This is a genomic window from Archangium sp. (assembly GCF_045802675.1).
Taxonomy (GTDB): domain Bacteria; phylum Myxococcota; class Myxococcia; order Myxococcales; family Myxococcaceae; genus Archangium.
Genome location: NZ_JBJMQO010000110.1, coordinates 1 through 19821, shown reverse-complemented (window position 1 = coordinate 19821; position 19821 = coordinate 1). Strand labels below are relative to the sequence as shown.

General features: G+C 69.9%; 11 protein-coding genes. 9 read left to right on the top strand and 2 right to left on the bottom strand.

All coding sequences use genetic code 11. The features are described 5' to 3' along the window. Window positions 1–114: 114 nt before the first annotated feature. The 5 genes from ACJ8AN_RS31290 (at window position 115) to ACJ8AN_RS31270 (ending at window position 10462) form a co-directional block, all read left to right on the top strand. Entirely contained in the window at window positions 115–894 is a 780-nt protein-coding gene (locus tag ACJ8AN_RS31290; RefSeq protein WP_407759195.1) for an ABC transporter permease, read from the top strand. After that, window positions 895–2235 (top strand): ABC transporter ATP-binding protein, encoded by a 1341-nt coding sequence (locus ACJ8AN_RS31285; protein WP_407759194.1) that lies wholly within the window; start codon window positions 895–897, stop codon window positions 2233–2235. Window positions 2236–2295: 60 nt separating this feature from the next. After that, a complete protein-coding gene (locus ACJ8AN_RS31280; protein WP_407759193.1) occupies window positions 2296–6102 on the top strand; it encodes a glycosyltransferase in 3807 nt (1268 codons plus the stop codon). Window positions 6103–6167: 65 nt separating this feature from the next. Then, window positions 6168–8186, top strand: a complete 2019-nt coding sequence (locus ACJ8AN_RS31275) for a methyltransferase domain-containing protein (RefSeq protein WP_407759192.1) — start codon at window positions 6168–6170, stop codon at window positions 8184–8186. Further along, complete coding sequence (locus ACJ8AN_RS31270) at window positions 8183–10462, top strand: glycosyltransferase (protein WP_407759191.1); 2280 nt, start codon at window positions 8183–8185, stop codon at window positions 10460–10462. The genes ACJ8AN_RS31275 and ACJ8AN_RS31270 overlap by 4 nt, the downstream gene beginning before the upstream one ends. Here the strand turns inward: ACJ8AN_RS31270 and ACJ8AN_RS31265 are convergent. After that, window positions 10459–12717 (bottom strand): glycosyltransferase, encoded by a 2259-nt coding sequence (locus ACJ8AN_RS31265; protein WP_407759190.1) that lies wholly within the window; start codon window positions 12715–12717, stop codon window positions 10459–10461. The two genes, ACJ8AN_RS31270 and ACJ8AN_RS31265, sit on opposite strands and share 4 nt — an antisense overlap. A 232-nt stretch (window positions 12718–12949) precedes the next feature. Here ACJ8AN_RS31265 and ACJ8AN_RS31260 point away from each other — a divergent pair, with 232 nt between their 5' ends. Next, on the top strand, window positions 12950–14929 hold the full coding sequence (locus ACJ8AN_RS31260; protein WP_407759189.1) for a DUF6020 family protein: 1980 nt from the start codon (window positions 12950–12952) through the stop codon (window positions 14927–14929). A gap of 14 nt (window positions 14930–14943) precedes the next feature. Here ACJ8AN_RS31260 and ACJ8AN_RS31255 read toward each other — a convergent pair whose 3' ends face one another. Then, entirely contained in the window at window positions 14944–15177 is a 234-nt protein-coding gene (locus tag ACJ8AN_RS31255) for a hypothetical protein (RefSeq protein WP_407759188.1), read from the bottom strand. A gap of 42 nt (window positions 15178–15219) precedes the next feature. On the opposite strand from ACJ8AN_RS31255, the gene ACJ8AN_RS31250 reads away from it, so the two are divergent. The 3 genes from ACJ8AN_RS31250 to ACJ8AN_RS31240 all read left to right on the top strand — a co-directional run bounded on the left by ACJ8AN_RS31250 (window position 15220) and on the right by ACJ8AN_RS31240 (window position 19668). Beyond that, window positions 15220–17439, top strand: a complete 2220-nt coding sequence (locus tag ACJ8AN_RS31250) for a DUF6020 family protein (RefSeq protein WP_407759187.1) — start codon at window positions 15220–15222, stop codon at window positions 17437–17439. 135 nt (window positions 17440–17574) lie between these two features. Next, complete coding sequence (locus ACJ8AN_RS31245; RefSeq protein WP_407759186.1) at window positions 17575–19416, top strand: hypothetical protein; 1842 nt, start codon at window positions 17575–17577, stop codon at window positions 19414–19416. A gap of 51 nt (window positions 19417–19467) precedes the next feature. After that, the gene (locus tag ACJ8AN_RS31240) at window positions 19468–19668 is read left to right on the top strand and encodes a hypothetical protein (protein ID WP_407759185.1); all 201 of its coding nucleotides are present in this window, start codon (window positions 19468–19470) and stop codon (window positions 19666–19668) included. Window positions 19669–19821 lie beyond the last annotated feature (153 nt).

Here is a 19821-nt window from a genome sequence, read left to right as displayed (position 1 = left end):
GGAAACCAGGGGGCCTTTTGTTTTTGGGGCTCGCTCCCGAGTGCTCCTCCAGGGAGCGGGCGGCCGTGGCTGTCCTCGCCTCGGGGTGCGGCTTTGCTGTATGGATACCGCCGCATGATTCGCCACTTCCGGGAGCTCTACCAATACCGGGGGCTCCTGCTCAGCCTGGTCCAGCGCGAGTTGAAGGCACGCTACCGGGGCTCGGTGCTGGGCTTCTTCTGGACGTTCCTCAACCCCATGTTGCACATGCTCGTGTACGGGTTGCTCTTCGGCGTCTTCATCAAGAACCAGATCGAGCACTACCCCTTCTTCATGTTCGTGGGGCTGCTGCCGTGGATCTGGTTCTCCACCTCGGTGACCACGGGCGCCAGCTCCATCAGTGATCGCCGGGATCTGATGACCAAGGTGCGCTTCCCGGCCCAGGTGCTGCCGGCCACGGTCGTCACCACCAACCTGTGCAACTTCGTCTTCTCGCTGCCGTTGATGGTGGCGCTGGGAGTCATCTTCGGGGTCTGGCCCTCCTGGCACATGGTGCTCTTCCCGGTGGTGGTGCTCACCCAGCTGTGCTTCACCCTGGCGGTGGTCTACGTCGTCTCCGCGCTCAACGTGACGTTCAGGGACCTCCAGCACATCATCACCAACCTGATGATGCTGTGGTTCTTCATCACGCCGGTGCTCTACCGGGTGTCCACCATCCCCGAGAAGCACCGGATGCTCATGATGCTGGCCAACCCCATGGCCATCCTCATGAGCTCGTATCAGGCCATTTTCTACGAGCACCGCCTGCCGGATGCGCTGCCGCTGCTGGGGCTGTTGGGCGTGTCGGTGGTGCTGCTCTGGGGTGCCTCGCAGCTCTTCGAGAGCCGTCGTGAGGAGTTCGCGGAGTCCATCTAGATGTCCACCCACGACAGTCAGGACGCCATCGTCATCCAGGACGTGGTGAAGAGCTTCCGGAAGAAGACCATCCGGGGCGAGTACACGACGTTCAAGTCGGAGCTGGTGCGCTGGCTGCGCGGCCAGCGCCAGCCCAAGCAGAAGCAATTCATCGAGGCCCTGCGCGGCATCAACCTGCGCATCCCCCGGGGCAAGACGATGGCCATCCTCGGGCGCAACGGCTCGGGGAAGAGCACCCTGCTCAAGCTCATCACCGGCATCTACTCGCCCACCACGGGGACGATCGACGTCCACGGCCGCATCTCCGCGCTGTTGGACCTGGGCGCCGGCTTCCACCCGGACTTCTCCGGGCGGGAGAACATCCTCATCAACGGCATCATCCTCGGCATGTCGCGCGCCGAGGTGCGGGCGAAGATGGACACCATCATCGCCTTCAGCGAGCTGGGCGACTTCATCGACGAGCCGGTGCGCACCTACTCCAGCGGCATGTACATGCGGCTGGCCTTCTCGGTGGCCACGCACGTCGACCCGGACATCCTCATCATCGATGAGATCCTCGCCGTGGGCGACGAGCACTTCAGCAAGAAGAGCCTGGCGAAGATGCTGGAGTTCAAGCGCCAGGGGAAGACGATCGTCCTGGTGACGCACGACCTGAGCACCGTCGAGCGCTGGTGCGACCTGGCGGCGTGGATCGACGGCGGGCGCATCCGCCGCGTGGGCACGCCCGCGGAGATCGCCCAGGAGTACCGTCAGGCCATCGCCCTCGCCGAGGCCCGCTCCACCACCTTCACCCCGCCCGCGCTCGCCGAAGGGGACACGGGACGTCTGCCCGACGTGCCCTCGGCGCAGCAGGCCTCCGAGCTACCCGCTGCTCCCGCGGCGCCCGCTCCCGTGGTGCTCTCGCGCGTGCGGTTCGTCGATGGGGCCGGCGCGGAGCTGAGCAGCCTGTCGCCGGAGCAGCCGGCGGAGGTCCACATCGACTACACGGCGCGCGAGGGCACGGAGGGCGCCGAGCTCGAGCTGTCCATCGAGTCGGCGGATGGCAAGCCGCTCTACGTGACGAGCACCCGCGCGGACGCGGTGGCCCTGCCGGCGCGGCTGCCCGAGGAGGGCAGGGTGCGCTTCCTCATCGAGCGGCTCGGGCTGCTCGGCGGGGAGTACGTGCTGTCCGTGCGGGCCCGGGTACCGGGCGCCTCGTTCACGGGCCCCAAGGCCCAGTGCCGTTTCGCGGTGGTCTCCGAGCGCGAGGACCACGGCATCTTCCGTCCGGCGCACCGGTGGGTGGTGGAGGAGTCCCCCGCCCGCGCCCGGCCGGAGCTCGCGCGCGTTTCGGGCTCCTGAGCGGGCGCGGCCTCCACGCCGCCCCGGGCGGAGGCCCCCCAGCCCAGAAGGTCGTTCCAGGTGAGCACGGTACTCCATTCGCTTCTCGAGGATTCGCGCGATCCCGCCGCCGCGCCGGATGCGGCGGCGCTCGCCGAGATGATCGCCTTCCAGCGCACCCTGCTGGAAGAGCGTCGGCCCTGTCTGCCGGAGCACTGCCCCGAAATCTCCGCGCTCGAGCGGACGCTGCGCCTGCTCACCGAGCAGCTCCAGCGCGCCGTGCCCCAGGGCAACAGCCCCCTGTCCTCCCTGCAGCTGGCGGCCCAGCTCGTCATCCCCTACGAGTTCTCCGTGCCGCCCTCGCACCGCTCCCGCGGCGGGCAGGTGGTGACGGCCACCAAGCGCGCCTTCGTCGAGGGCCTCAAGCCCTTCCACGTCGAGGCCCTGCGGCCCCAGGAGGGTTTCAACCGCAGCCTCGTGCGCGTGCTGGAGTTCCTCTCCGTCCACCGCAGCCTCGGCCTGCGCGAGGACCTGGAGGGGTGGATCCGCTCGCAGCTGGAGAAGGGCGTGTCGCCCACGCGCTGGCAGCAGGTGCGCTCGCACCGCACGGGCTCGCTCGCGTCCCTGGTGGGCCTGGCCAAGCGGTCCTGGCTCACCGCGCTCGGGCCGGTGCTCGAGGCCGTGCTGCGCGGACAGGCCGAGTGGAACGCCGCCATGCTCGACGTGCTCGTCGCGGCGGCCCGGCCCGGCGCCCTCGACGAGGCCGAGGCCACGCGCCATGTGGCCCGGTTGGATGTGCTGAGCGATCCGCTTCGCCGCGAGCAGCTCCCGTTGGGCGTGCGCGCCACCTCGCCGCTGTGGCGTGAGGTGCTGCGGCGCCAGGCCCGCTTCAACAGCGAGGCCGTCATCGCCCTGGCCAACGTGCTCGGCGTGCGCACGCCGCCGCCCCAGCCGCCCTCGCTCGCGGACTTCGACGCGTGGTGCGAGCGCCGGGAGCCGGGAGAAATCGACGCGGCCCGCACGGCGGTGGCCCGCCTGGTCCATCCTCCGCTCGTCTCGCTGGTGGTGCCGGTGCGAGACACCCCCGAGGCCCTGTTGCGCGAGTGCCTCGCGTCGGTGGAGGCGCAGGTGTATCCGCAGTGGGAGCTGGTGCTGGTGGACGACGCGAGCACCGCGTCCCATGTCGCCCGGCTGCTGTCGGAGGCCCAGCACCGCACGCCGCGCATCCGCGTCCTCTCGCGCCCCTCGCGCCAGGGCACCGCCCGGGCGGTGTGCGCCGGCATCGAGGCCGCGCGCGGAGACCTCATCGGCTTCCTCCAGCCCGAGGACACGCTCGCCCCGCATGCGCTGGCCGAGGTGGTGTTGGCGCTCGCGGCCGACGGCGGCAAGGGGCCCGACATCGTCTACGCCGACGAGGATTGGGTGGACGCCGAGGGGCACCGGAGCGCGCCCTTCTTCAAGCCGGACTGGTCGCCGGACCTGCTGCGCTCGGTGGACTACTTCGGGCCCTTCGTGGTGGCGCGCCGTGCCACGTTGATGAAGGCCGGTGGGCCGCGCGAGGGCTTCGAGGGCGCGGAGGGCTACGAGCTGCACCTGCGCCTGATCGAGGCGAGCGAGCGCATCGGCCACGTGCCCCGCCTGCTGTGCCACCGCCGGAGGGGGGTGGAGTCCTCCACGCGCGAGGCCGTGACGCGCGCCGGTTGCCTCGCCCTCTCCGAGCACCTGTCGCGCCGGGGTGAGCAGGCCGAGGTGAGCAGCCCCACGCCGGGCAGCTACCGCGTGCGCTACCCCGTCCGGGGCGAGCCCAGGGTCTCCATCATCGTCCCGTTCAAGGACCGGCCGGACCTGCTCGACACGCTGGTGACGAGCCTCCTGTCGCGCACCACCTACCGCAACTACGAGGTGCTGCTCGTCTCCAACAACAGCACGAAGCCGGCGACGTTCGCGCTGCTCGCGAAGCTGACGGACCCTCGGCTGGTGAAGCTGACGTGGGACTTCCCCTTCAACTACCCGGCCATCAACAACTGGGCGGCGAAGCAGGCCACGGGCGAGCTGCTCCTCTTCCTCAACAACGACATGGAAGTGGTGGACCCGGGCTGGCTCGACGAGCTGGTGGCCCAGGCGCAGCGGCCCGAGGTGGGCGCGGTGGGCGCCAAGCTGCTCTTCCCCGAGGGCACGGTGCAGCACGCCGGCGTGGTGGTGGGCATCACCGGTATGGCCGGGCACCCCTTCTGGCGCCTGCCCGAGGGCCCCATCTCCACGCCCTTCGGCCACGCCGAGTGGACGCGCAACTGGCTCTCCGTCACCAGCGCGTGCGTGATGGTGCGCCGCCAGGTGTGGGAGTCCCTCGAGGGCTTCGACGAGCGCTTCCAGGTGTGCGGCAGTGACGTGGAGCTGGGCCTGCGCCTCAACGAGCGCGGCCTGCGCGTGGTGTACACGCCCCACGCGCGCGTCATCCACCACGAGTCCGCCAGCCGCCGCTCGGACGCCATCCCCGAGTCCGACTACTGGCTCTCCTACGCGGCCTACCGCCCGTGGCTGAAGCGGGGCGACCCGTTCTACAACCCGAACCTCTCGCTGCTGTCCGTGGACTGCGATCTGCGCCGCCATGAGGAGGACGGTGAGGCGCTCGCGGTGCGCACGCTCGCCCGGGACGTGCCGAGCGCGCGCGACGTCCGGGTGGAGAAGCTCGCCCGCGAGCAGCGCCACCTCATGGAGCACCTGGGCGAGCTGGACTTCTCCGAGTCCCGACGCCAGGAGCACCTGCGCCGCGCTCCCGAGGCACTCGCCGCGCTCCGGGCCCGCGGCCGCGTGGAGACGGCCACCTGGTTCATCCCCGCCTTCGGCCACATCTTCGGCGGCATCCAGACGATCCTCCGCTTCGCGGACCATATGCGCCGCCGCCACGGGGTGAAGAGCACCTTCATCATCTACGACAAGCCGGATGCGCGGGCGGCGGACTTCGCGGCCAAGGCCCTGGTGGCCTTCCCCGAGGGAGTGGGGGAGTTCCAGGTGATGCGCGGCCGCGAGGAGCTGGCCGCGCTGCCCGCGTGTGACCTGGCCATCGCCACCTACTGGACCTCCGCCTTCCCGGTGCTGCACCACCCCCGCGCGGCGGTGCGCGCCTACTTCGTGCAGGACTACGAGCCGCAGTTCCTCGCGGCGGGCACGCAGTCCGCCCTCGCCGAGCAGACGTACGGCCTGGGCCTCTACGGCATCTTCAACACCCAGGGCCTCTACGACTACGTCGTGCGCCAGTACGGCATGCGGGGGTGCGCCTTCGAGCCCGCCGTGGACGGCACGCTCTTCCACGACCAGCGGCCCGCCCGGAAGGGGCCCGTGCGCGTCTTCTTCTACGGACGGCCCGGCAACGAGCGCAACGGCTTCGAGCTGGGACTGGCCGCGCTCGCGGCGCTCAAGCGCGAGCTCGGTGCCGCGGTGGAGATCCTCTCCGCCGGCGCCGACTGGAACCCCGAGTCCTATGGCGTGCGCGGACTGGTGACGAACCTCGGCGTGCTCCCGGCCGAGCGCACCGCGAGCCTCTACCGCGAGTGCGACGTGGGGCTGTGCTTCATGTTCACCAAGCACCCCTCGTACCTGCCGCTGGAGATGATGGCGAGCGGCGTGACGGTCGTCACCAACGACAACCCCGTCAACCACTGGCTCCTCAAGCACGAGGAGAACTGCCTGCTCGCCGCGCCCACGCTCACGTGCGTGCTGGAGCAACTGCGCCGCGCCGTGCGCGAGCCGCAATTGCGCGCGAGCATCTCCTCGCGGGCCGCGGCGCGCATGCGTCAGGGCTCCTGGGAAGCGGCGGTGGATGGAGTGATGGATGCGCTGCTGGGCCGCACGCAGCGTACACAGGACAAGCGTTTCGAGGTCGGTTGAGCCGGGACCGACCCTTTCCGTCAACCGAGGCGCTCCCGGAATCCGGGGTGCTAGGACGAGCAATCATGAGTGAGACAAACAACCCATTCACAACCTCCCCGTCCGGGCCCGCCCTGGTGCCCGGCAGTGTCCACGACTGGAAGGGCACTGACGGTTTCAGCTACCAGGAGATGATGCGCTCGCGGACCGGCCAGGGGACCACCGCCTACAGCCAGCAGGAGCGCTTCCTCGTCTCGCTCATCCAGGCCGAGCAGCGGCGTCTGGGCCGCCCGCTGGAGGTGCTCGAGTTCGGCTGTGGCTTCGGCCACCATGCCTCGTACCTCGCCGGTCTGGAGGACGTGCGCTACCACGGCTACGACATGTCGGAGGCCATGGTCCGCCCCCTGCGCCAGTCTCCTCCGGTGGGGATGCGCCCACTGCCCGAGCGGCTCTTCGTCGGCGATAGCCCCCTCTCCGTGCTGGGCTCGCGGCGGTTCGATCTCGTGTTCACGGCGTCGGTGCTGATCCACAACCCCATCGAGGCCATCCCCGGCCTCCTGGACACCCTGGGTCAGCTCACGCGGCCGGAGGGACTGGTGTGCCTGGTGGAGAACCCGCTCGTCCCCTTCGGCGTGTGGGAGGACACCTGGCAACAGGGCTGCTGGCTGCATGCCTATGCCGACGCCATGCCGCACGGGTGGGATCTGCACCATGGGACGGGCTTCACGGACACCCATGACATCTACGTGCTCAAGCGCAACGGGGGCGAGCAGCGCCGGTACTTCGAGCTGAAGGGCCCGGAGCAGGCGCGCGACGAGGGCCAGCCGCTCACCCTGGAGGCGCTCCAGGCCCGGGCGATGCCCAGGCTGAAGGCGTGGGCGAACAGGGCCGCGCATGCGCTCCAGCACGCGGCCATCAGCGACGGGGGCCGGACGCAGGAGCTCCAGGAACGGATGCAGGTGGAGTCCGAACGCTACCAGCGCCGCCAGCAACTGTTCGCGCTCGCGGAGGAGCTCGCCGGTCTGCGCAACCGCCCCGTGAAGACGGCCCCCGTGTCCGAGCCCGAGAAGGCCCCGGTGCCCCATCCGGGTGTCCTCTTCGACGATGCCCTGGATACCACCTGGGCCCACAAGGTGCCCAGCCTGTCGCACGTGGTGCATGTTTTCCACCAGCAGTGGCACGGCATCCGCGCTGCGGCGGGCTACTCGCCCGGGCGCAAGCTGGCCATCACCGCCGAGCGCTCTCTCACGAGCAAGGAGCTGCGCCAGGCCGTGGAGTTCTGCGCCAACTCCGTCTCCCCCGTCGTCATCGTCCACAGCTTCTCGGCCGTCGCGCACGAGTTCATCGTCGCGCTGCGCAAGCTGCTCGGGCGCAAGGTGCGCATCCTCTGCGTCTGGCACGGCTCGACGGCCCAGTTCCACTACGACTACGAGTTCGAGACGTTCGCCCACGTGATGGAGCTGTGCGAGCGGGGCCTCGTCGACTCGGTGGGGTGCGTGAAGCCCGACATGCACCTGGTGTCCGGCCGCATCTACCCCAAGACGCTGCTCAACCTCCCGCCCCGGGTGGAGGCGCGGCAGCGCAGGGCGCTCAGCGGCCCGTCGCACGCGGCCCTCATCCCCACGCCCAATGACTGGCGCAAGAACTTCTACACCAACCTCTACGCCTGCATGGCGTCCCAGCACATCCGCCAGGTGTACGTGACGGCCCGCTTCATCTCGCCCCAGGGCCTGCAGCCCTCCAAGCCCGTCCACCACCTGCAGCGCCCGGGCCGCGGCGAGCTCTTCGAGGCCATTCGCAACGTGGACGTGGTGCTCAATGCCTCGCTCTCCGAGTGCCAGCCCATGACGGCCCTCGAGTCACTCGCGCTGCGCGTGCCGTGCATCACCGGACCGCTAGGGCTTGGAGCGCTGGACGAGCACCCCTACCAGCGCCTCACCCAGCTTGCCCGCGTGGACCTGGTCGGCGCCGTGCGCGACGCCATGGATGGCGTGCTGGAGCTGCGGCGGCGTTCCCCTGAAAAGATGATGGAGATGATGGACAGCTACGAATCCGCTCTTCGCTCCGAGGCCATCCGCCACTACGAGGAGTTCATCCACTCATGAGCTACAAGCGCGTCTGCCTCGTCACGGACGAGCTCTACCCCTTCACCTCGGGGGGAATCGGCCGGTTGCTGCACAACCTCATCCGGGACTCCCACGCGCGGCGGGCTCCCGTGGAGTTCCACCTGCTGGTACCCGCGTACGCCTCCCTGGACGCGGCGATGGTGGAGGCCTACTTCGGCCACGGCGTCCGGTTGCACGTGGCGCAGCCGCGGCCCACCTGGGAGCCGTCCTACGACGAGGATGGCGTCTATCCGCCCGCCGGCGCCTTCACCGACTCCGCCTGGCATGCGGAGTCCATGGAGCTGATGCTGCACCTCAAGCTGCTCGTGCGTGAGGGGCACCGCTTCGATGTCATCGAGTTCGGTGACTACAAGGGCTGGGCCTTCTGCACGCTGCAGGAGAAGTACCTGGGCCGCGCCTTCGCCGGGACGGAGATCGCCGTCCGGCTCCACTCCACCATCGGCATCATCTCCCAGTACGAGCCGCACCTGCAGGACCGCGAGGCACTCGGGCGTTTCGAGTTCGAGCGCAAGGCGTTGCTCGATGCCGAGCGGGTGATTGCCCACCTGCCCGGCATCGCCGAGGTCAACCAGCGCTTCTACGGCTTCCCGGAGTCGTGGCTGGACAAGGTCAGCCTGGAGTTCCCTCCGGTGGTGGAGGCCCAGCCGGCGCGGCCCGCGGTGGCGCACGAGGCGGAGCGCGACCTGCTCTTCTTCACCAAGGTGCAGTGGGTGAAGCGGCCGGACCTGTTCGTGCGGGGCGCGGCGCTCTTCATGCGCCAGAATCCCGGGTACCGGGGCCGGGCGCTGGTGGCGTGTCATGCACCCTTCCCGGAGTACACGGCAGCGCTCAAGAAGATGGTGCCCCGGGAGCTGCGCGAGCGCTTCGTCTTCTGCGGCTCCTTCCCGGAGCGCGAGGCGATGATGGCGCGGGGCATCGTGGTCATCTCCTCGGATCACGAGGCGCTCAATCTCACCGCCTACGAGGCATCCGTGGCCGGGGCCACGCTGGTGCTCAACGCCGCCTGCCCGGCGTTCACCCCCCAGTCGCCCTTCGTGGAAGGGGAGAGTTGCTACACCTTCGACGGGACGGTGGAGGGGCTCGCCCGCGCCCTGGAGCGCGCCTGGAGGGCTCCACGGCTGCGCCCCGTGAGCTGGACGGTGGCGGTGCCCTACTGGGAGCGGGCCGAGGTGCGCCCGGCTCCCGTGGCGCCCGTGCGGGAGCGGCCTCCCCGCGTCTCCGTGATCATCACCAACCACAACCTGGGGCTCTACCTGCCGGAGACGCTGGCGAGTGTGGCGGCCAGCGGCTACGCCGAGGTGGAGGTCGTCCTCGTGGACGATGCCTCGACGGATCCGTTCGATCACCAGGTGCTGGAGCGCCTGGAGCGGCAATCCGGTGAGAAGGGGGCCGTGCGGCTCATCCGCAATCCGGTCAACCGGGGGCTGCCCGTGTCGCGCAACATCGGCATCCAGGCGGCCACGGGCGATTACATCCTCCCGCTGGACGCGGACGACTGCATCTCCCCGACCTTCCTCGAGCGGGCCGTGGAGGCCCTGGAGCGTCATCCGGAGTTCGACGTGGTGGCGCCCGCGACGGGCTACTTCCTGACCGACGAGGCGCTCGAGTCGCGCCAGTTCTGCGACTACGCGATCTTCCTGGGAGACGCCCCCTCGCTGGGTCTGGTGGCCAACCGCTTCTCCTGTGCCACGTCGCTCATGCGCCGCCGCCTCTTCGAGCACGTGCGCTACAACGAGCGGCTGACGAGCTACGAGGACTGGGACCTGTACCTGCGGCTCGCCCTGGCGGGACACCGCTTCCTGGTGACCAATCAGATCCACTTCCACTACCGGCGCCGCCAGCGGTCGATGATCACCGGGGTGAACCCGCGCCGGCACCTGGAACTCGTCAATCAGATCTACCGCGCGCTGCCCAAGCCGCTGCCCCCCACGGTCCGGCTGGAGTCCTTCTTCACGCTCGCGGGCAAGCTCCCGGAGGAGGGCGTACAGCCGGTGTCGGGGACCCTGTCCTGGTCCGAGGAGTCCGGAGACCGGCCGCTGCGCTACGGCGTCATCGACATGATGAACTCGGCGCTCAAGTCGATGCCGGGCGTCCACCTGCTGCTCAAACAGGCCGCGCTCCGGGTCAGTGACGCGCTGGTGGAAGAGTCGGCGGGGCAGCCATTGCGCTACGTGATGGCGGACCGGATGAACGGCGCGCTCAAGCGCGTGCCGCTCGTGCACACCGCCCTCAAGCGCACGGCACGCCGCGATTAGTCCGGAGGGCCCCGGTGTCTTCCGGGGCCGCCCTGGCCGTGGCCCTGGCGGCGCCCGCGGCCCAGGCGCTCCGAGAGCCGCTGGAGGCGCTGGGTGAGGCCCCCGGAGGACGCACCCAGTTCCGCCGTGAGGCGCAGCGCGTGGTGGACGAAGCCGATGCGCTGCTTCACGGCCTCGTTCACCTGGTCCACCAGCCGGTAGCGCAGGGGCTTGTCCAACGCCTGGTGGAGCCGCTCGTGCTGCCGCCGCAGCTCCCCGAGCTGGATGCGCAGGGCCCGGTTGGCATCCGCCGGCAGTCCCGGGTGCTTCTGGAGCAGATGGGCGATCAGCGCGTGACGGGACTGGGTTGCCTCCGTGCGCGTCATCGAGTCCGGGCGCAGGCGGTAGTGGAAGAGGAACTCGGGGATGACCATACCCTCGTAGCCGCGCTCCGCCATGGCGCAGAAGACGTCCCAGTCTTCGAAAGAGGTCAGCCACTCGTCGTAGCCGCCGAGCTCCTCGACGAGCCCGCGCTCCATGAGCGCCGTGCAGGTGGAGGCCACGTTCTCCACGCAGAGTGCGTCGCGCGCCATGCCCCAGGGCACCCAGCCGCCAATGGGCTGGCGCGGATCCTCGGTGAAGTAGGACACCAGGGCCGTCGTGTAGCCGAGCCCGGGCGAGCGGCTCATCACATCCACGGCCTTCTCGAGGAACGTGGGGGCCAGCAGATCATCCGGGTCCACTGGGAGGATCCACCGGCCCCGCGCCTCACGCAGGCCCGCGTTGCGCGCCGAGCTCAGCCCGCCGTTGGGCTTGCGGATGATGCGCAGCTTCGGCGTGCCTTCCAATTCCTCCACGAGCCGCTGGCTGGCGGGGTCCGTCGAGCCGTCGTCCACGAGGAGGATCTCGTAGTCCTCGAAGGTCTGCGCGCGCAGCGAGCGCAGCGTCTCCGGGAGGTAGCGCCCCATGTTGTAGTAGGGGACGAGGATGGAGACGTCCGGCGCCTGTCCCGGAGCCTTCCGGGGAGAGGGGCGCGGGGGCCGGGGCTCGCGGCAGGAAGCCAGCCGCGCGAGGAGCTCCTCGGTCCGCGCGACGAAACGCTCGGGCGCGCAGCAGGTGGCGAGGCGCTGCGGAGCCTCCTCGCGCACGGTCCGCCGCAGAGGCTCGTCCGTGAGGGCCCGCTCCAGCACCTCGGCGAGCCGGAGCGCGTCCCCCGAGGGGAAGAGCAGCCCGCTCCTTCCGTCCTCGAGGAGCTCCCCCAGGCCGCTGGCGGTGCCGCCCACGACGACGGCTCCCTCCGACATGGCTCGTAGGCACTCGTCGGGGAAGTCCTCCCGGAGGGTCGGGAAGCAGCAGACCGTGGCCTCGCGGAGGGCGGAGCGCGGCGGGCCGTGGGGGCCCGGAGGCTCGAAGTGGAAGCGGTTGCGCCACGCGGGCGGGATGCGGCGCTCCAGCCACTGCTTCATCGAGCGCCCAAAGGGGCCGGTGGAGGTGTCGGCGCCGATGAGCCGCACCTCCACGTCCAGCTGTTTCTCCAGCAGCCGCACGGCCGCGTCGATGAGCACCTGGAGTCCCTGGTGGTACTCGAGGCGGCCGGAGAAGAGGATGCGCGCCCGGCCCGTCCGCTCGCGTGGGGCGCCGCCGTGGGGGCTCCCGGTCTCGGCGATGAAAGGGCAGGGGATGACCACGCCGGGCCGCTGGAGCCCCAGCCGCCGCGTCACCCGCTCCAGCAGGGCATGCGTGGGGGACAGCACGACGTCCGCCTCCCGGATGGACACCTCCTCCTGGTACTCCTGGCAGGCGCTGTCCATGTCGAGCCCTGCCAACCGGTTGAGTGCCCGGAGTTCGGCGCTCGGCGTGTGGAGCCGCACGGCGAGCACGGCGGATTGGAGGGCTCCGAGCGTCCGCTTCGCGCGGAGGGCGAAGGCGCCCTCGCCGCCGAGCTCGGGGAACTCGATGAAGTCGAAGGGGTGGCACGCGTGGAGCGCCTGGAGGGAGTGGTAGACGGCCAGGGCATGCCGCATCGGCTCGTTGCGGCACGCCCCCATGCGGCCGGGACCTTCATCGCACTCGGCGACGTGCACCCGCACTCCGGGAAACAGCTCCCGGGCCCGTTCCAGGCCCGGATGCGGGAGGGTGAGGACGTGGACCTCGTGTCCGGCCGTGGCGAAAGCCCGGCAGGCCTGTGCCACGTAGGTACCAACACCTCCCTCGGAGAAGGGGGCGAGCTCCTTGGATACGAGACACAGACGCACGTCGACCTCGGATGGGCGCATGTCGCCAGCAAGCGGCGGAGGCGAATGCCGCGCACCCTAGCAAGGAAGTTTTCACGCCACCCTGGGCGAGCGCTCCGGTGGGTGATTCGCCTGTCTGGTGGGGCGGGGGGCTGGTGAGTAGCCGGGGAGTCCCGAGGTCCGTGGCGGGACGGGACAGGCCGGTATCCTTCAGCAGCGCCTGCGCTATATACGCGCGCGCCACTGCCTCGCTTCCGCTGGAGATTCGCACCCGATGCGCCGACTGTCTTCTGTCTTCCGCTCGTACCTGGCGCGCGGGTTGGAGCGATACCTCCTTTCGGTGGTGCTGGCTGCCGCGTTGGCCGTCTCGGCCACGCTGCGCCTGGGGCCGGCGGAGCTGCGCGTCTCGCCCTGGCGGTGGGCGGTGATGGCGGTGCTGGCGCTGCTGCTCGTACTCCCCGTGCTGCGCCTGGTGTCGCGCGGGGTGGAGCCCCGGCTGCGGGCGTACTCGCGGCGGGGGCGTTACGGCTGGGTCCTGGGCTCGCTGGCGACGGCGGCCCTGCTGAGCATCGTGACGCCGATCGTGACACCGCCCGTGCCGATCGCGCCGGCGAGCGCCCAGGAGGAGCGGGAGCCGACGGCGGCGTCCTCCGCCTCCGATTCGAGCCTGGAAGCGAGCAACCCGGAGCCCGCCCTGTCGGTCTCGGCCGCCCGGGTGTACCGGCGGGTGCTGCGGACCGCGGACTTCCTGGGACTTGGCTTTCTGCTGCTGGTGGTGGGCCTGTCCCTGGCGTCCTGGCCGGGGCCGAGGCGCGGGCAGGCGCCCCTGTGCTGGGGTTGGCTGGTGGCGAGCGGCTTCTGCGCTTCCGTCTGGTCCATCTACGTGCTGGCCTTCTGGCCGGCGTTCATGTCCTCCGACTCGGTGGACCAGTGGAGCCAGATGCTCCATGGCCCCATCATCAATCACCACCCGGCCTTCCACACGATGCTCATCTGGCTGCTGACGCGCGTGTGGGAGTCTCCCGCCGTGGTGGCATTGGCGCAGGTGCTCGCGCTGTCCACGGTGTTCGGTCTGGCCGTGAAGGAGCTGTCTCACTGGGGCGTGCCCCGCTGGCTCCTGGCGCTCATGACGGTGGGGGTGGCGCTCTCGCCCGTTCATGGCTCCATGGTCACCACGCTCTGGAAGGACATCGCCTACTCCATCGCGCACCTGTGGCTCTTCACGCTGTTGCTGACGCTGGTGCGCACGCGTGGAGAGGCGCTGCGCTCGACGCCCTTCCTGGTGCTGCTGATGGCGAGCCTCTCCCTGGTCGCGCTGCTGCGTCACAATGGGGTGCCGGTGGCCGCCCTCACGTTGCTCCTCCTGGGCGTCATCGCTCCGCGCGCCCTGCGCCGCCGCGTGCTTTTCGGGGCGCTCGGGGTCGTGGGCGCCTACGTGCTCGTGGTCGGGCCCCTCTTCCGCGTGCTGGATGTGAAGCCACCCAGCTCCGCTTTCCTGCACTCCATCCAGATCCACCAGATGGGGGCCATTGCCCATGCGGAGCGTGAAGCCCTGCCCTTGGAGGATCGCCAGTTGCTCGAGGCCATCCAGCCCTATGAGATCTGGCGCGACCAATACACCTGCTACGCGGTGGATCCCCTGCTCTACAGCGGCAAGCTGAAGGGAGCTTTCTTCACCTCACCCGCCCAGAAGGACTTCATCCGCATGTGGCTGCGGCAGGTGAGGGAGCACTGGCGGCTCATCTTCGAGCATCAAGCGTGCGTGAGCTCGCTGGTGTGGAGGATCCGGCAGCGCGCGGACGGCTACCTCTACACCTTCAACCCCAGCGGTATCGCGGCCAACACGCTGGGCTTGAAGATGGAGTCGAAGTGGTCCTGGATGCAGGAGAAGCTCTGGAGCCTCCTGTTCGCCACGCGTGAGCCGGAGCTGGTGTGGTGGGTCTGGCGTCCGGCCCTGTACCTGTACCTGGCCCTCTTCGCCTCCGCGATGTTCGCGCTGCGCCTGCGCCGGGCCTGGGGGCTGGTGCCGGTGGTGCCGGTGCTGCTCAACTCGCTGAGCCTGCTGGCGCTGAACGTCGTGCAGGACTTCCGCTACCAATACCCGGCCTATGCCGTGTCTCTGGTGGGCCTCGGGCTCCTCTTCGCCCGCCGCGACGCGTGGGCCGTGGAGGTGGCGGCGCCTTCCGCCTCCCACCTGCCCTCCAGCGAGCCCGTGGGCGCGCGCGAGCAGTCCAGTCACGCCGCTGCCTCCTGAGGCAGCCGGGCCGGTCAGTCCTTCTTCTCCAACCGGGCGAGCCGCTCCTCCAGCTCCTTGCGCCACAGGGCCTGGGTGCGGGCCTGGACCTGCTGGTGCTCGTAGACGGTGGCCAGCGAGTCGAGGATGGCTCCGGTGGGAAACGTGCCTGTCTGGTGGTCGGGGGGACGGGTGGGCAGGAGGGTTGTCCCGGAGCCCTGGCACCACGGGGGCTGCCTATGGCCTCCCTCGGCGCTTGCGCTATACACGCGGGCGTCACTGCCTCACTTCGCGCTGGAGCTTCGCACCCGATGAGCCGACTGCCCTCTTCCTTCCGCTCGCACCTTCCGCGCGAGTTGGGGCGATTCAGCCTGGCGGTGGTGCTGGCCACCGCGCTCGTCATCGCGGGGGGGATGCACCTCGTGCCGGGGGCGTTCCAGTCGGCGGGCGGGAGTGCGTGGGGGGTGGCGGCGTTGGCCGTCGTGGCGTTGTCCTGGCTGCTGTACCGGTGGGTCCTGGGGAGGCTGGTTTCCCAGCTCCAGCCGTACTCCCGGTGGGGCCGGCGCGCGTGGGGGCTCGGCTCCCTCCTGGGGGCGGCGTTGTTGATCCTGGCGATTCCGCTGGCCGCACCGCGGCTCCCCTGGAGGTTCACCCTGGAGGTGGCGGCGATGGGAGAGAAGAACGCGGCCAGCCAGGGCTCCGAGGTCTGGGTGCTCGGGCTCGAGGACGAGACGAGCGGCAAGCCGCTCCCCTTGGAGCCCACGCGGCGCTCCGGCTCCTGGGAGGTGAAGGACGGCGGGCAGATGTCACTCGGGCGGCCCGAGGCAACGCTGCGCTGGGAGGGACGGTTCGAGGGGGATGCGGTGCTGAAGCTCGTCCGCCATCCCTGGTCGGGTCTGGCACGTGTCACGCTGAATGGAGAGAGCCAGACGGTGGATCTCTTCTCCCCGTCCAGCGAGATGTGGGTGCTCCCGCTGCGGGCGGACCCCCACGCGAATGCGTCCCTCGTCGTGCTCGTCCGGCTCTCGGAGCTGCTGAGCATCGCACTGCTGCTGCTGGGAGTGGGCCTGGGGGTGGCGGCGTGGCCGGGACCGGAGCGCACGGTGGAGCAGGGCCGCTGGGGTGGGTTGATTCCTCCGGGCGTGTGCGCGGCCGTGTGGAGCCTCTACCTGCTGTCCTTCTGGCCGGGCTTCATGACGAGCGATTCCATGAGCCAGTGGGCGCAGATGACGCGCGGGCCGCTCGTCAACATCCATCCCCCCTACCACACCTTGACGAATTGGCTCATCACGCGCCCGTGGGAGTCTCCCGCCGCCGTGGTGCTGGTGCAGATCCTCGCACTGGCGCTGGCGTTCGGCCAGGCCCTTCGGGAGCTGTCGCGGTGGGGCGTGCCCCGGTGGATGCGGGGAGTGCTGACGGTGCTCTTCGCGCTCTCTCCCGTCAACGGCGCCATGGTCATCACGCTGTGGAAGGACATTGCCTATTCCATCGTGCACCTGGTGCTCTTCTCCCTGCTGGCGAAGTTGGCGCGTACCCGCGGGGAGGCGCTCCGCTCGACGCGCTTCCTGCTGGGCCTGGGGGTGACGCTGCTCTACGCCGCGCTCGTGCGCCACAATGGCGTGCCGCTGAGCTTCGCGCTGTTGGCGATCCTGGTCGTCATCGGCCCCCGGGGGCTGCGGCACCGCGCGGGCCTGCTGGCGCTCGGGCTGGCCAGCACCTTCGTGCTCATGACGGGCCCGCTCTTCAAACTGATCGGGGTGCGGCCCATGAGCGGGGCCTACGCCAGCGCCTTCCCGATCCATCAGATGGGAGCGATTGCCCATTTCTCTCCGGATTCGCTGGGGCCCTCGGAGCGCAAGGTGCTCGAGGCGTTTCAGCCCTGGGAGACCTGGCGGGACGCCTACAACTGCTATTCCATCAACCCGCTCCTCTACAACGACCAGTTGAAGACGAACCTCTTCGAGACGCCCCTGAGGAAGGACCTCGTCTCGCTCTGGCTGCACGAGGCGCCGAGGCATTGGCGCGAGATGCTCCGGCACCAGGTCTGCCTGAGCTCGATGGTGTGGCGGATCCAGCAGCCCGCCGACGGCTATCTCTATCTCTTCAACTTCGACATGGAGCCCAACACGCTCGGGCTCGTGCAGGAGCCGAAGCTGCCGGCCTTGAGGCAGGAGCTGGTGCGCCTGCTGACGAGCTCCTTCGCGCCGGAGCGGCTCTGGTGGGTGTGGCGGCCGGCGTTGTACCTGTACCTGAGCGTCTTCTTCGCGCTCATCGCCGCGGCACGCCAGCGCAGCCCGTGGGTGCTGCTGTCCATCCTGCCGGTGGTGCTCAACTCGCTGATCCTCCTGGGGCTCAACGTCGCGCAGGACTTCCGCTACCAGTACCCCGTGTACGTGGTGGCGCTGTTGAGCTCAGCGTTGCTCTTCGTGCGTCGCGGCGTGCTGGCCCGCGAGGAAGTGCCCGCCCCCTCGGTCCGGGGTGAGGCGGCGCCCGTGGGAGGGCAGTCCTCCCCGGAGGTGGCGAGCGCCTGAGGAGGGTTGTCGTCACCCCCGAGCACTCCGCCTTCTCTCGGAGCACGGTGACGTGTATGACGTCATGCTGGGGGGTGTATTCTCAGAATCGACGTCGGGGCCGGCTACGTCGGACGCATCCTCCTCGGGAATGCCATGACCCTTCGACATCTTCGTTCTCTCGCCCTCTGTCTCGTCCTCGGCAGCGCCTGCCACGAGCCGTCAGAGGGCCCGCCGCAGCCGCCGCCAGAACCCGTCTCCTTCGACACGCTGGAGCTCCAACCGACCGGTCCCGTCGCTTCCCCGAACCGGCAAGAGCCGCTGTGCGAGGTGCGGCCCTCCAGCCCTCCGAATGTCACGCTGTTCGATGTCTGGGGTTCCTCTCCCCAGGATGTCTGGGCCGCCGGCATCGCGGGGACCCTGCTGCACTGGAATGGGACGGAGTGGTCGCTCGTCGACGTCGCGCTCCCGACGAAAACCATTTCCACCCTCTGGGGCAGTGGTCCCGACGACGTCTGGGCCGGGGGAAATTTCAACTTCCTGCTGCACTGGGATGGGCAGGCCTGGACGCGCTGGCCCCTGCCCAATGTCGTCACCGGTATCACCGACATCCATGGCACGGGGCCCGCGGATGTGTGGGCCGTCGCCGATGGCCATGTGCTGTACCACTTCAATGGCATCGTCTGGACCTCGGAGACCGCCTTCGACCGGGGCAATACCTTGTGGTCCAGCCCGGACTCCCTCTGGCTGTCGGGCTTCCCGGGCTACGCGTATTACCGGCAGGACTCGACGTGGCACTGGTTCGAGCAGGTCCCCCTGAATGTCCGGGGCATCTGGGGCAGCGGGTCCGGGGATGTGTGGCTGGCCGGCACGAACCTCCACCACTGGCATGACGGCGCCCTGGAGGAGCTGAGCCTCGCGCCAGCACATAATCTGACCGGGCTGCACGGCACGGGAGCCAACGACGTCTGGGCCGTGGGGGCCGCGGGGCGCAGCCTGCACTGGAATGGCTCGGCCTGGTCGGAGGTCCCCACCGGCGTGGCGTACAACCTGTACGGTGTCTGGGCATTCGCTCCCCAGGACGCCTTCGCCGTGGGCCAGGAGGGTGCGGAGATCCTCCACTGGAACGGGAGCACCTGGCGTCCGCAGCTGACGCCCCTCAATGCCTCCTTCCAGGGCCTGGGGGTCTCGGCCCAGGAGCACGCCTGGGTGGTGGGGCTGCACGGACGGCTGCTCCGCTACGATGGCACCTCGTGGGTGCTGGCCGAGAGCCCGGTGCGCAGCGCGCTTCGCGCCGTGTGGACCCGGAACGACGACGAAGCCTGGGCCGTGGGCGACTCCGGCGTCATCCTCCGGTGGGATGGGCACTCCTGGTTGGTGGAGCCGAGCCACACCACCGCGAACCTCCTCGGAGTCTGGTCCGACGGTGGCGACGGGGTGTGGGCGGTGGGGGCGGGAGGCACCGTGCTGCGCCGCGGCGGTGGGGTGTGGAGCGCTGTCCCGAGTGGTACCGAGGCCGACGTCCGGGCCCTCTGGGGCGCCAGTGCCTTCGACCTCTGGGCCCTGACCTCGAGCGAGATCCTGCACTGGAACGGAGAGAGCTGGAAGACCCGGGTCCGCGACGCCCACTCCCTGACCTGGCTCGCGGGCTCGGGGGCGAACGATGTCTGGGCCACGGGCGGTCTCAAGAACGAGCTGCTGCACTGGGATGGGCAGGCCTGGAAGCGCGTCTCGTCGCCCTGGTCCGAGGGCCCCACGAGCGTGGAGTTCAGCCGAACGCAGTCGTTGTGGGTCAAGGGTCCGGACGACGTGTGGCTGGGCGCCAATTCCTTCGTTGGCGGCGAGGTCCCGAGCTCCTCCTCCTCGCTGCTGCACTGGGACGGGCACGAGTGGACCCGCACGGGGCTCGGCGGAGCGATGCTGGACGCGATGGCGGGGCAGGGGGCGGTGCTGTGGACCCTCCAGACCAATGGGCGCGTGCTGCGGAGCTGCCCCTGAGCCCTCAGCCCTTCTTCTCCAACCTCCTTCCGCTCGCACCTTCCGCGCGAGTTGGGGCGATTCAGCCTGGCGGTGGTGCTGGCCACCGCGCTCGTCATCGCGGGGGGGATGCACCTCGTTCCGGTGGCGTTCCAGTCGGCGGGCGGGAGTGCGTGGGGGGTGGCGGTGTTGGCCGTCGTGGCGTTGTCCTGGCTGCTGTACCGGTGGGTCCTGGGGAGGCTGGTTTCCCAGCTCCAGTCGTACTCCCGGTGAGGCCGGCGCGCGTGGGGGCTCGGCTCCCTCCTGGGGGCGGCGTTGTTGATCCTGGCGATTCCGCTGGCCGCACCGCGGCTCCCCTGGAGGTTCACCCTGGAGGTGGCGGCGATGGGAGAGAAGAACGCGGCCAGCCAGGGCTCCGAGGTCTGG